11 protein-coding genes are annotated in these 12,732 nt (G+C 72.6%); 5 read left to right on the top strand and 6 right to left on the bottom strand.

The window, feature by feature from the left end; translation table 11 throughout:
- Positions 1-170: 170 nt before the first annotated feature.
- The 4 genes from ABZT49_RS11450 to ABZT49_RS11435 form a co-directional block, all read right to left on the bottom strand.
- Positions 171-617, bottom strand: coding sequence for a hypothetical protein (locus ABZT49_RS11450; protein WP_407943489.1), 447 nt, complete (start codon positions 615-617; stop codon positions 171-173).
- 207 nt (positions 618-824) lie between these two features.
- A complete protein-coding gene (locus ABZT49_RS11445; RefSeq protein WP_109972452.1) occupies positions 825-1,211 on the bottom strand; it encodes a hypothetical protein in 387 nt (128 codons plus the stop codon).
- A gap of 92 nt (positions 1,212-1,303) precedes the next feature.
- Positions 1,304-2,749, bottom strand: coding sequence for a UdgX family uracil-DNA binding protein (locus tag ABZT49_RS11440; RefSeq protein ID WP_355286192.1), 1,446 nt, complete (start codon positions 2,747-2,749; stop codon positions 1,304-1,306).
- Positions 2,750-3,961 carry a putative DNA modification/repair radical SAM protein gene (locus ABZT49_RS11435; RefSeq protein ID WP_355286191.1) on the bottom strand — a complete coding sequence of 404 codons (1,212 nt, stop codon included), beginning with the start codon at positions 3,959-3,961 and terminating at the stop codon, positions 2,750-2,752.
- Positions 3,962-4,113: 152 nt separating this feature from the next.
- Between ABZT49_RS11435 and ABZT49_RS11430 the strand changes: the two genes are divergently transcribed.
- Complete coding sequence (locus tag ABZT49_RS11430; protein ID WP_109972454.1) at positions 4,114-4,323, top strand: hypothetical protein; 210 nt, start codon at positions 4,114-4,116, stop codon at positions 4,321-4,323.
- Positions 4,324-4,507: 184 nt separating this feature from the next.
- Positions 4,508-5,866 (top strand): Gfo/Idh/MocA family oxidoreductase, encoded by a 1,359-nt coding sequence (locus ABZT49_RS11425; protein WP_355286190.1) that lies wholly within the window; start codon positions 4,508-4,510, stop codon positions 5,864-5,866.
- 243 nt (positions 5,867-6,109) lie between these two features.
- Here the strand turns inward: ABZT49_RS11425 and ABZT49_RS11420 are convergent, their stop codons facing one another.
- On the bottom strand, positions 6,110-6,502 hold the full coding sequence (locus ABZT49_RS11420; protein ID WP_355286189.1) for a RidA family protein: 393 nt from the start codon (positions 6,500-6,502) through the stop codon (positions 6,110-6,112).
- Positions 6,503-6,511: 9 nt separating this feature from the next.
- Entirely contained in the window at positions 6,512-7,663 is a 1,152-nt protein-coding gene (locus ABZT49_RS11415; RefSeq protein ID WP_355286188.1) for a DSD1 family PLP-dependent enzyme, read from the bottom strand.
- 104 nt (positions 7,664-7,767) lie between these two features.
- Between ABZT49_RS11415 and ABZT49_RS11410 the strand changes: the two genes are divergently transcribed.
- The 3 genes from ABZT49_RS11410 (at position 7,768) to ABZT49_RS11400 (ending at position 12,433) form a co-directional block, all read left to right on the top strand.
- Positions 7,768-8,679: a LysR family transcriptional regulator gene (locus ABZT49_RS11410; RefSeq protein ID WP_355286187.1), complete on the top strand. Its 912-nt coding sequence runs from the start codon at positions 7,768-7,770 to the stop codon at positions 8,677-8,679.
- A gap of 68 nt (positions 8,680-8,747) precedes the next feature.
- Positions 8,748-10,913, top strand: coding sequence for a protein-disulfide reductase DsbD domain-containing protein (locus tag ABZT49_RS11405; RefSeq protein ID WP_355286186.1), 2,166 nt, complete (start codon positions 8,748-8,750; stop codon positions 10,911-10,913).
- Between the two features lie 329 nt (positions 10,914-11,242).
- A complete protein-coding gene (locus ABZT49_RS11400) occupies positions 11,243-12,433 on the top strand; it encodes an MFS transporter (RefSeq protein ID WP_355286185.1) in 1,191 nt (396 codons plus the stop codon).
- The last annotated feature ends 299 nt before the right edge of the window (positions 12,434-12,732 follow it).

Below are 12,732 nucleotides of genomic sequence, written 5' to 3'. Positions count from 1 at the left end.
ACTCAAACAGACTCTCACGGTGACGAGCACTGACCATCTCTGATCGTCGGCTCACGTGAGACGAGGATTCGGATGCCCCTCCTGGGCTTCAGCGATGAAGCGACGACGACCCATTCGTGACCGGTGCTCCGAGGGTACCTAGCCGCTGCTCACAGGCTTGGCAGCCGTCCTCACGGCTCCTCGGCCGGCGCCGCCGGCGCCTCGCTGTCGGCCCTCGGCTCGGCGGTGGCGACTGCCTTGGTGGTGAGCAGCGGCTCGAGGCGCCGCGCCAGTTCCTGGCCGAGATGGCGGGTATATTGCCCGGTGAAGTAGCGCCCGCCGGCACCGCGGCCCTCGAGGTGGTCGCGGGCCTTGGTCATCGCATCGACCTCGGGCCGGCACAGGAAGCCGATCACGCCGGCCGCCTCGTACCAGCGCCCGGCCCGGGCATGGGCCAGAGCTGCCGGGTTGTTGCCGATGGTCTCGGCGAAGCACTCCGTCGCGGCTTGTTCGAGGGGGGCGAGCATCGCGCGCCGGTGTTCGGCGCGGGAGCTCGGGGCCGCCACGGCCGGATGGGCCGCGGCGGCGATCTCCATCGCCGCCAGGGTGCAGATCGCGCCGTACAACAGAACTCTCATATCCGGGCCTCGGCCGAATCAACCGCCACTCACCCGGCAAGCCTCGTGCCGATCATGGGCGGATCTTGGGCAGAACCCGGAGGAAATGCAGGTTTTCGGACTAAGCCGTTCGCTGCCGCGAAGCTGAGCGGCAGTTCTTGCCCACCCGTCCGCGGCGTCCTCTCGGTCAGCCGCGGCATATTCTCATCAGCCGCGGCGCTTCCCCAATCAGCCCCGGCGCTCGGCGTTCCAGCGGCCCTTGCAAGAGGTGGAACCGGACGTGGTCCAGGTGCCGTTGCCGGCGCCTTCGCCGCCCAGCCGGCCGACCACCTGGGCGGCGGCGTCGCCCCGGCTGATCGTCGCCCGCACGGCACCGCTCGGCTGCACGCGGCCCGAGACGGTGAAGTCGCCGCCGCCGGCGTAGCGGGCCTGGCCGTTCTGGATGATGACGCCGTAGCGGTAGGCCCGGTCGCAAGCCCCGCTCTCGGTGATGACCTCGACGCTCCAGGTGCCGTCGAAGCGGTCCGGCGCCTTGGCGCTGGTTCGGGCGATGGCCGGCGCCACGGCGCCTGCCAGACAAGCTCCCGCCGCGAGGGCGGACACGATCAGCCTCATGGTCCTCGTTTCCCGGTTTGGTCTGGCGACAAACTCGGCAGCAAGCGGTTGGTTGCCGCACTGCAACGTTTCCCGGCATCGTTCCCGGCGCGTCAGCCGAGCAAACCGAGGCAGGGCGCCGGGTCTACGGAGAGGGCGGAGGCCCGCCGCAGGTCCGCGACGAAGCCCGCATAGGCCTCCCCCCGCGCCTCGTCGGGCAGCCGCAGCAGGTAGGAGGGATGCACGGTGACGAAGCCCGCATAGGGCTTTTCCCCGAACGTCGCGGGCCCGCGGGCGCGGGTGACCGGCACCGGCCGGCCGGTGAGCGCCAGCACGGCGGTGGCGCCGAGCGCCACCACCAGCCGCGGCGCCACGAAGGCGAGCTCGCGGTCGAGCCACCAGCGGTAATGCGCGACTTCGCCGGCACTCGGCTTCTGGTGGATGCGCCGCTTGCCCCGCTGCTCGAACTTGAAATGCTTGACCGCATTGGTGAGATAGGCCCGGTCGCGGTCGATCCCCGCTTCAATCAGCGCCCGCGCCAGGAGCTGGCCCGCCGGTCCGACGAAGGGCCGCCCCTGGAGGTCCTCCTGGTCGCCCGGCTGCTCGCCCACGAAGGCGATCGCCGCCCCGAGCGGTCCCTCGCCGAGCACGGCCTGCGTCGCGCCCGGCACCAGCGGCGCCGAGGCGCGGATCACCGCGTTCAGCGCGTCGAGGGAGGCGGGTTCCTGCGCCGCCATCGCGGCGAGCGCCCGGGCCGGCACGCGCTTGACCGGCGCCTCGGGCGCCCGGGCGATCATCTCCCCGACCCGCCGGCCGGCCTCCCGCACCAGGCCGGGGATCGCCGCCGTCTCGGGCATGTTGTGCCAGTACTTCTTCGGCATCTCGGCCCGCATCGCCGCCAGGTTGGTACGGGCGGGGTTGAAGGTACTGGAATAATAGTCGGTCCAGCCGGCTTCGAACGCGTCCTCATCCGGCACGTCCTCGCGCCGCCCCGGCGGCCCGAAGCGCAAGGCGCGGCCGTCCCAGTGGGCCGAGCCGTCCGGTGTCAGGATCGACCAGTCGAAAGAGGGGAAGCGCGCGGAGAAGAAGGGTGCTGCCTCCGCCAGGATGTGGTGCTCGGGCTCGAACCAGGCGGCGAAGCGCTCGCGCCCGCCCTCCCCCGATCCGGCGCGGCGGAAGCGCAGGAAGGCGTGCATCTTGTGCAGGTCGCGCGCCACCGCCTTGCGCATGAGAGCCAGGCGATGGACCAGCGGGTCGCTCGCCACCTCGGCGAGATGCCGCTCTCCTTCCGCCACCCGCCAGATCAGCCGGTGGAGCAGGCCGTAGCGCTCGGGATCGCGGTGCATGACGACCGGCGCCACCAGGGCCGCCACCGCCCGGGGCAGGGCGAGGGCCGGGCCGGGCGCGCCCGCCTCGTCCTCGGGAAACAGCGAGGCCGCTTCGCCCTCGACCCAGGTCACCGCCTCCGGCGCCACCCCCGCCGGGACGAGGTGCCGGATCGCCGCGCGAAACCCGTCGAGGTCGGCGCCGGGCGCCAGGCGGATCGTGCGGGGCCGCATCTAGAACAGGCTCAGCTGGCGCGGGGGCTCGGCGAGACGGGCGCGCAGGTCGAGCCGGTCGGTGAGGCGGGTCGGCGCGTAATCGGCCGCGACCAGGAACGGCCGGGCGCGCTTCAGGCCGGAGGTCAGGCGGGCGACGTCGTCGAGGCGCAAGGTCGCGTGCCGGCGCGCCGCCACGATCTTGTCGACCGCCCGCACGCCGAGGCCCGGCACCCGCAGGAGCATCTCCCGGTCGGCCCGGTTGACGTCGACGGGGAAGCGCTCGCGGTTCTTCAGGGCCCAGGCGAGCTTGGGATCGACGTCGAGGGCGAGCATGCCGGACTCGGTCGCCCCCGCCACGTCGTCGGGCGAGAAGGCGTAGTACCGCATCAGCCAGTCGGCCTGGTAGAGCCGGTGCTCGCGCTGGAGCGGCGGGGATTTGCTCGGCAGGATCGAGGCGGCGTCGGGGATCGGGCTGAAGGCCGAGTAGTAGATCCGCTTCAGGCCGTAATGGTCGTAGAGGCGGGCGCTGGTGCGGATCAGCGATTCGTCGGTGCTGGCATCGGCCCCGACGATCACCTGCGTCGACTGGCCGGCGGGGGCGAAGCGGCGCTTCTCCTCCTTCGCCTGCAGGATGCGCTCGCCCATCTGGCCCATCGCGGTCTGGATCGCGGCGCCGTCCTTCTCCGGCGCCAGCCGCTCCAGGCTCGCCTCGGTCGGCAGCTCCAGGTTGATCGAGAGCCGGTCGGCGTAGAGGCCGGCCTGCTCGATCAGCCACGGGCTCGCCTCGGGAATGGTCTTCAGGTGGATGTAGCCGCGAAAGCCGTGCCGCTGGCGTAAGCTCTTCGCCACCCGGATCAGCTGCTCCATCGTGTGGTCGGGCGAGCGGATGATCCCGGAGGAGAGAAACAGCCCCTCGATGTAGTTGCGCTTGTAGAACTCGACCGTCAGCGTCACCACCTCGTCGACCGAGAACTTCGCCCGCCGGACGTTCGAGGAGCGGCGGTTGACGCAATAGGCGCAGTCGAAGAGGCAGTAATTGGTGAGCAGGATCTTCAGGAGCGAGACGCAGCGCCCGTCCGGCGTGTAGGCGTGGCAGATGCCGGCCCCCGTGGTGGAGCCGAGGCCGCCGGCCTCCGCCTTGCGCTTCCGCGCTCCCGACGAGGCGCAGGAGGCATCGTACTTCGCCGCGTCGGCGAGCACTGTGAGCTTCTTCTTCAGGGCATCGTCCATGCCCGCAACCTGGCTCTCGTTCCTGATTTGTTCAAGACCGAAGCGGCGGATGCCCCGTGGTCGAAAGCCGCATCGGCTAGCCCGGGAACCCGCCGCCGGACCGGTCGTTGACTGCTCGATTGGAAGTTTTCTAATTCGCAAGGAGATGCCGCATGGCGACGAACCCGTCCGCGAACTGCCGCAGCTGCCGCTACTTCGACGACCACAAGCTGAACGGCGCCGCCGCCCAGGGCGAGGAAGGCCTGTGCCGCTTCAACCCGCCGGTGAGCCAGCCGGAGCCGCAAGGGCACGGCCTGTGGCCGGTGGTCTCGGCCCAGGATTGGTGCGGGCACTTTTCGCCGGAGATGATGGCGGGCGAGTGAGCGCTTCGACGATCTGAGTTTTTGGGAAGGCCGGTCCGGGAGGGCCGGCCTTTCTGCATGGCAGAGGTCTCGAGAGGCATCGCCAGAGCCGTTGTCGCGCGGTCCAGCCGGGCGTAGCGGCAGCGGAACCCCGCCACCCCCGACACGTTGCGCAGGCTCTCTGCCCTCAACGGATGGTTGCCCGATGCCGGACGATGTCACCGCCCTCTCGCGCCGGAGCCTGATGATGGCCGGCGGCGCCACCCTGGTCGGGCTCGGCGGCGCGGCGGCGCAAGCGGCATCGGGGTCGGGGGTGCCCGGTCCCGAGCGGCCGGTTGATACCGGCAAGGTCGAGAACGGCAAGGTGACGTTCCCGAATTGGCGCGGTCCGTCCGACCGGCCCTCGGCGCCGCCGCCGGCCCCGCTGCCGCCGGGCGAGCGGATCGGCTTCGCGGTCGTCGGCCTCGGCCGGCTGTCGCTGGAGGAGATTCTTCCCGCGCTCGCCGAGTGTCGGAAGGCGAAGCTCGTCGCCCTGATGTCGGGCTCGCCCGAGAAGGCGAAGGCGGTGGCGGCGCAGCACGGGATCAGGCCCGAGGCGGTCTACGGCTACGATGGCTGGGACGCGCTCGCCCGCAACCCGGAGGTGAAGGCGGTCTATATCGTCACCCCGAACGCGCTCCACCGCGACCAGGTCATCGCTGCGGCCGGCGCCGGCAAGCACGTGCTGTGCGAGAAGCCGATGGCGTCGTCCGCCGCGGAGGCGCGGGCGATGATCGATGCCTGCGCCCAGGCTAACGTGAAGCTGATGATCGCCTATCGCTGCCAGTACGAGCCCTACAACCGCGAGGTCGTGCGGCTGGTGCGGAGCGCCAAATACGGCAAGGTCAAGCTGATCGAGGCAACCAACACGCAGACCATGAGCCTGCCCGAGCAGTGGCGGATGAAGAAGGCGCTCGCCGGCGGCGGCGCGCTGCCGGATATCGGGCTCTACTGCCTCAACGGCGTGCGGGCGCTGATGGGCGAGGAGCCGGTCTCGGTCCAGGCGCAGGTGCACTCCTCGGACGATCCGCTCTATCGCGAGGTCGAGGAGACGGTGGCCTTCACCCTGCGCTTCCCCTCCGGCGCGCTGGCGCTCTGCTCCACCAGCTACGGGGCGCACGAGACCCGCTCGCTCACCGTCCAGGCCGAGGGCGGCGCGATCCAGCTCCAGAACGCCTTCGCGTATCAGGGCCAGCGGCTGTTCCTGAATCACCGCGAGGGCAAGGCCGAGGCGAAGGAGGAGCGGGTGCTGAGCGAGAAGAACCAGTTCGCCCTCGAGATCGATCATTTCGCGACCTGCCTCCTCGAGAACCGCACGCCGCGCACGCCCGGCGAGGAAGGCCTGCAGGACCAGATCCTGATGGAGGCGATCTACGAGGCCGCCCGCACCGGCGCCACCGTGGCGCTGAAGCCGCCGGAGCGGATCGTGGGCAAGGGTGACGGCAAGGGCGAAGGGCAGGCCAAGGACTCATCGGGCAAGGCCCTCGACCTGACCCGCGGCCCGGAGCCGGAGGATGCCGGCTGAGGCGGCAGCCTGACCCGCGGGAGTGTTCGGCTCCCGCTACGGTCCTTTCACTCTCCGGGTCATCCCGGGGCCGCGAAGCGGAACCCGGGATCCATAACCGCTGACGTCTCAAGAAGAGGCGGAAGGCCGGTCACCCTGTCCGGCATCGTCAGCGTTTATGGATCCCGGGTTCTCGGCTTCGCCGAGCCCCGGGATGACCCTGTGAGGTGGGAAGCCGAACGCGTGAGCCGAGAAGCCGGTGTTTCACCCGCCCCTGACCGCGATCGCCTCGACCTCTACCAAATATCCGTGGTGCAGCTCCGGCACCGGCACCACCGTGCGGGCCGGCCGCGCCTCCCCCAGCATCTCGGCATAGACCCGGTTGAAGTCCGGCCAGTGCTCGACGCCGACGATGTAGGCGGTCACCCGCAGGATATGCTCCGGCCCGCTGCCCGCCTCCGCCAGGATGGCGAGCAGGCTCGCCAGCGCCTGGCGCACCTGCACGTCGAACGGCTGGTCGGCGGTGTGGCTGCCGTCGGGCCGGGCGGCGAGTTGCCCTGAGACGAAGACGAGGTCGCGCCAGGCGGTGCCTTGCGCGTAATGCCCGGCCGGCGCCGGCGCGGCGGCGGTGGCGATGCGGGTGATCGACTCGGTCATGGGTGTCTCCTACCAGCCGTTGATGCGGGGCCATTCCGCCGCGACGCGGCCCGCCCCGTCGAGGACGTGGTAGCGGTCGTGCTGCGCCCCCGTCGCGCAGGCGTGGTTCGGCAGGATGCGGACCTGCGCGCCGATCGGAAGATCCGGCAGCGCCGCGCCCGAGCCCGGCCGCAGCGCCAGGATGCCGTGCTCCTGGTTGGCGTCGCGGACGATCAGGTCGGGATAGGGCCGCCCGGCCGCGTCGCAGACCACGCCGTAGCCCTGATCGACCGCCTGACGCGCCGTGCCGCGATCGCGCGAAAGCGCCATCCAGCCGGCATCGACGACGATCCAGCCCTTCGCCCGCTGGTGGCCGATCACCGTGGCGAGCACCGAGAGGGCGATGTCCTCGACCGCGACCGAGCCGACGCCGGCCTGAAACAGGTCGCCGAGCATGAATACGCCGGCGCGAACCTCGGTGATACCGGTGAGGTCGCGGGCGAAGCGCGCGGTCGGGGTCGAGCCGACGCTGACCACCGGGCAGGGCAGCCCGGCCGCCCGGAGCGCCCCGGCCGCCGTCACCGCCGCGACCCGCTCGGCCTCCGCCGCCGCCGCGAGCGCGGCGGGATCGCTCAGGGCGTAGCTGTCGCCGGCATGCAGCAGGACGCCGCGCAGGGCCGCGCCGCCGGCGGTCAGCCGCCGGCCGATCGCCGCCAGGGTGTCAGAATCGCCCGGCGCGACGCCGGAGCGGTGGCCGTCGGCATCGACCTCGATCAGCGCCGGCACGGCGTCGCCGCTGGCGCGGGCGTGCTCGGCCACGGCTTGCGCCTGCTCGACGCTGTCGAGGATGATCGCGAGGTCGGCGCCGCCGGCCCGGATCGCGGCGACCCGCGGCAGCTTCGCCGGGGTGATGCCGACGGCGTAGATCATGTCGCGCACGCCGCCGGCCGCGAAGTACTCCGCCTCGCGCAAGGTGGAGACCGTCGCCGGGCCGGAGCCCGAGACCATCGCGATGCGGGCGACGTCGAGGGACTTGGCGGTCTTCAGGTGTGGCCGGAGCGCGACGCCGAGGCCGTCGAGGTGGGCACGCATCCGCGCGACGTTGGCACGCAGCCGCGCCTCGTCGAGGAGGAGGCAGGGGGTCTCCAGGTAGTCCAGGGGGGTCCGGCTCGTCTCGGGCATGGGTCTTCTGCGCTCGCCGTGATCGCGTCGTTTCCCCGTGAAGACCATGGAACGGTGGGCAACGCCATTAACGCCGCCTGCCTACTGCATTAAGCTACGGCTTAATGCTCGCGACCGACGACGTCCGCTTCTTCCTCGCCGTGGCCGAGGCGCCCTCCCTCGCCGCCGCGTCGCGGGCCCTCGACGTGTCGCCGCCGGCGGTCACGCAGCGCCTGCGCGCCCTCGAGGAGCGGCTCGGCGTGCATCTCGTCGACCGGGCCGGGCGCCACCTCGCGCTGACCGACGAGGGCGAATTGCTCGCCGAGCGCGGCCGCGAGATTCTTGCCTCACTGGCCGAGCTCGACGAGGCCCTGGCCGCCCGGCGCGGGCAGGTGGTCGGCCACCTGCGGATCGTGGCGCCGCTCGGCTTCGGCCGCCGCCACGTCGCCCCGGTCGCCGCGGCCTTTCAGGCGGCGCACCCGGAAGTCGCCCTCGACCTGACGCTCTCCGACCGCCTCGGCGGCGTGCCGGCCGGCACCTTCGACCTCGCGATCCATGTCGGCGGGATCGCGCAAGCCGCGCCCGGACTGATCGCCCGGCGCCTCGCCCCCAACGACCGCGTCGTCTGTGCCGCGCCCGCTTATCTCGCCGCAAGCGGCACGCCGGCCGGCCCGGCCGACCTGCGCGCCCATGCCTGCATCGCTCTGCGCGAGAACGACGAGGACGTCACCCTGTGGCGCTTCCGCCGCGACGGTGCGGAGGCGCGGGTCCGGATCGAGCCGCGCCTGTCCAGCAACGACGGCGAGGTGGTGCGCGGCTGGGCGCTCGCCGGGCGCGGGATCATCCTGCGCTCGGAATGGGACGTCGCCGACGACCTGCGGGCGGGGCGCCTCGTCCGGCTGCTGCCCGCCCACGTCCTGCCCGACGCTCCCGTGACGGCGCTCCTCGGCGCGCCCCGGCGCGCCCGCGCCGCCCGCACCCGGCGCTTCCTCGACGCGCTCGCCGCCGCCCTCGATCCCCCGCCCTGGCGGACCTGAGCGCCGCCTCACGCGAACGCGATCCGCCCGGCCTCGCCAGCGCCCCAGAGTCCGGGTAACCCGGGTGCATGCCCCGCCTCGCGCCCCTCCTCGCCCTTCTCCTCTCCTGCCTCACGGTCGCCGCCGCCGGGGCGCAGGGGCAGCGGCCGTCGAAATACGCCGACCTCGTCCGGGCCGAGTTGGTGACGCAGGAAAGCGCCGTCGCGCCGGGCGCCACGCTCACCGCCGGCCTGCGGCTGACGATGAAGCCGGGCTGGCACGTCTACTGGCGCAATCCCGGCGATTCCGGCCTGCCGCCGGAGATCGCCTGGACGCTGCCGGCGGGTTTCTCCGCGGGCGCGATCGCGTGGCCGGCGCCGGAGCGGATCCCGGTCGGCGACCTGATGAATTTCGGCTACGAGGGCGAGGTGCTGCTGACGGTGCCGGTGACGGCGCCCGAGACCCTCGGCCCCGGACCGGTCCCGCTCCGGGCCAAGGTCTCCTATCTCGTCTGCGAGCGCGAATGCGTGCCGGGCGAGGCCACGCTCTCGACGAGCCTGCCGGTGGCGCCCGCCGGGACCAGCCCGCGGCCCGATCCCCGCCACGCCGCCCTGTTCGCGCAAGGGCGCGAGCGGCTGCCGGTCCCGGCGCCCTGGCCGGTTCGGATGGTCCAGGACGGCGCGACGCCGGTCCTGACCGTCGACGCGCCGGGTCTCGAGGCCCGCGACGTCGCGTTCTTCCCCTATTCCGAGACCGCCCTGGAGCACGCCGCGGAGCAGGTCGCGACGAGCGACGCCACGGGCCTGCACCTGCGGCTCCAGCGCAGCAGCCAAGCCGCCGCCGACGCGCCGGCGCCCCGGGCCGACGGGGTACTGACCTTCACCGAGGAGACCGGATCCGGCCCGGTCCGCCGCGCCTACGCTCTCGGCGATGCGACGCCCGCGCCCGCGCCGGCGCCGGCGAGCGCTGCCCCCGCCGCGCCGGTCGCCGCCACCGCGCCGGCCGAGGCCGAGGGCCTGTGGCAGGCGGCCCTCCTCGCCTTCCTGGGCGGGCTCCTGCTCAACCTGATGCCCTGCGTCTTCCCGGTCCTGTCGATCAAGGTGCTGAGCCTGGTGCGCCATTCGGGCGAGAGCCCGGGCCGGGTGCGGCTGCACGGCCTCGCCTACGCGGTAGGCGTGCTCACGACCTTCCTGGGCCTCGCCGGGCTGCTGATCGCGCTCCGGGCCGGCGGGGCGCAGATCGGCTGGGGCTTCCAGCTGCAATCGCCCCTGGTGGTGGCCGGCCTCGCCTACGGGCTGTTCGCCATGGGCCTCTCCCTGTCGGGGGTCTGGCATCTCGGTGGCCGGGCGGCGGCTCTGGGCGACGGCCTGACCCGGCGCGCCGGGCTCGAGGGCTCGTTCTTCACCGGCGTGCTGGCGACGGTGGTCGCCACGCCCTGCACCGCTCCGTTCATGGGCGCGGCGGTCGGCTACGGCCTGACGCAGGGAGCGGCGGTAGCGCTCACGGTCTTCGCGGCGCTCGGCCTCGGCCTCGCCCTCCCCTTCGCGCTGCTGGCGGCTTGGCCGGCCGCCTTGCGCCGCCTGCCGCGGCCCGGCGCCTGGATGGAGACCCTCAAAGGATTGCTGGCCTTCCCGCTCTACCTCACGGTGGCGTGGCTCGTCTGGGTGCTGAGCCAGCAGGTCGGGCCGGTCGGGCTGATGGCCGGGCTCACGGGCCTCGTGCTGGTGGCGTTCTGCGCCTGGCTTTCCGCCCGCACCGCGACGGCGGACGGCCTCGCCCGGCGGGCGGGCCTCGCGGCCCTGGCGCTCGGCCTCCTCGGCCTCGCCGGCCTGCTGGTGGCCCTCGACCGGGACCGCGCCGGCCCGGTGGCGGTCGCGAGCGCCGGCGGGATCGAGCCGTTCACCCAGGCCCGGCTCGATGCTTTGCTCGCCGAGCGCCGCCCGGTCTTCGTCAACATGACGGCGGCCTGGTGCATCACCTGCCAGGTCAACGACCGCGCGACCTTGCGGGCGGCGGCCGTGCGCGAGGCCTTCAAGGCCCACGACGTCGCCCAGCTCAAGGGCGACTGGACCAACCAGAACCCGGAGATCACCCGGGTGCTGGAGGCGAACGGCCGCTCGGGCGTGCCGCTCTACCTGCTCTACGACGGCCGCGGCGGCGTCGCGGTGCTGCCGCAGATCCTCACCGAGGCGACGATGCGCGACGCGCTCGCGGCCCTGCCGACGGGGACCGGGCCGCGGGCCGCGCTGCCGTAGGAATCGGGTCGATCCATCAGCGAGACTGAAACCCTCTTGGTCATCCCGGGGCCGCGCAGCGGAACCCGGGATCCATAGCCGCCGACGGTCCAGGATGAAGCGGATCGCGTCCCGCCTCGTTCTCCACCGTCGGCGGTTATGGATCCCGGGTTCTCGACTACGTCGAGCGCCGGGATGACATCGAGGGTGATGTCTCCGTCGCGTGCATGGACCCGGCCGCAGCGAGAGCCGTCGGCAAAACCGAGGCACCGCAAACCTGCCATGCGGCGAGTGGGCTTAAGCCGCTCCAACCTTCCGGCCTATGCTGCAACGCAACAACGAGGACGGCGATGCAGCACACTCTCCACGACACGGCCGGCGCCGCCGCGACCGGGCGGTCCGCGGCCCTGGCCCTCCTGGCGCTCGCCGCGGCCTCCTTCGGCATCGGCACCACCGAATTCGTCATCATGGGGCTCCTGCCCGAGATGGCGACCGATCTCGGCGTGAGCATCCCGAAGGCGGGCCTGCTGGTCTCCGGCTACGCGCTCAGCGTCACCTTCGGTTCGCCGCTCGTGGCGGTGGCGCTGTCGCGCCTCGACCGGCGGCGGGCGCTCCTGGTGCTGGTCGGCCTGTTCATCCTCGGCAACGCGCTCTGCGCGCTCGCTCCCGATTACCGCCTCCTGATGCTCGCCCGCATCGTCACGGCGCTCTGCCACGGCGCCTTCTTCGGCCTCGGCTCGGTGGTGGCGGCCGACCTCGTACCGGCGCACCGCAAGGCCAGCGCCATCGCGATCATGTTCACCGGGCTCACCCTCGCCAACGTGCTCGGCGTGCCGTTCGGCACCGCGCTCGGCCACGCTCTCGGCTGGCGGGCGACGTTCTGGGCCGTGGTCGGCATCGGCTTCGTGGCGGCGGCGGCCCTCCTCGCCTGGCTGCCGCGGCACCTCGCCCACGAATCCGGCAGCCTCCTGTCCGAGATGCGGGTCCTGCGCCGGACGCAGGTGGTGCTGGCGATGCTGCTCAGCGTGCTCGCCTCGGCCAGCCTGTTCAGCGTCTTCACCTACGTCGCGCCGCTGCTCGCCGCCACCGCCGGCGCGACCCCCTCGGCGATCACCGGCGTGCTGCTGCTGTTCGGCGTCGGGCTGACGCTGGGCAACGTGCTCGGCGGCCGCCTCGGCGACTGGCGGCAGATGCCCTCGGTGATCGGCTTAGGGATCGCGCTCGCCCTCGTGCTCCTGGCGCTGGTCCCGGCGAGCGCCGCCCTGATGCCCGCCACCGCGCTCATCGGCCTGTGGGGCATTCTCGCCTTCGCGCTGGTGGCGCCGTTGCAGCTGCGGGTGCTCACGGCCGCCGACGGCGCGCGCAACCTCGCCTCGACGGTCAACCAGGGCGCGTTCAACCTCGGCAACGCGCTCGGCGCCTGGCTCGGCGGGGTCGCGATCACGGTCGGCGTTCCTTACGGCCAGCTGCCGGTGATCGGGGCGGGGCTGGCGCTCGCGGTGGCCGGAGTGGGCGTGGTGGCGCACCGGCTCGATCGGTGAACTGACATTCCAAGCCGGCTCAGCCGTTCGAGGGCTCGCGCGGGAACCCTCCCCCCTCTGCGGGGGAGGGTGGCGAACGCAGTGAGCCGGGAGAGGGGCAGCGCGACGCTGATCCAGGGTTCGCCCTTCATCAAGCGCGCGACCTCTCCGGAAGCGTCGCCCCCTCTCCCGCCCCGCTCCGCGGGGCGCCCTCCCCCGCAGAGCAGGGCGATTGCATACGAGTAGATCTCGGATTGCGATGATGTGCTCGAACGGGTTTGATCGGACCGTCCCCCCAGGAGGGTCCGATCATGGTCGAG

The sequence above is a fragment of the Methylobacterium sp. EM32 genome, assembly GCF_040593685.1.
Taxonomy (GTDB): domain Bacteria; phylum Pseudomonadota; class Alphaproteobacteria; order Rhizobiales; family Beijerinckiaceae; genus Methylobacterium.
Note: the sequence above shows the minus strand (reverse complement) of the source record. Positions and strands in the feature narration are given on the sequence as shown.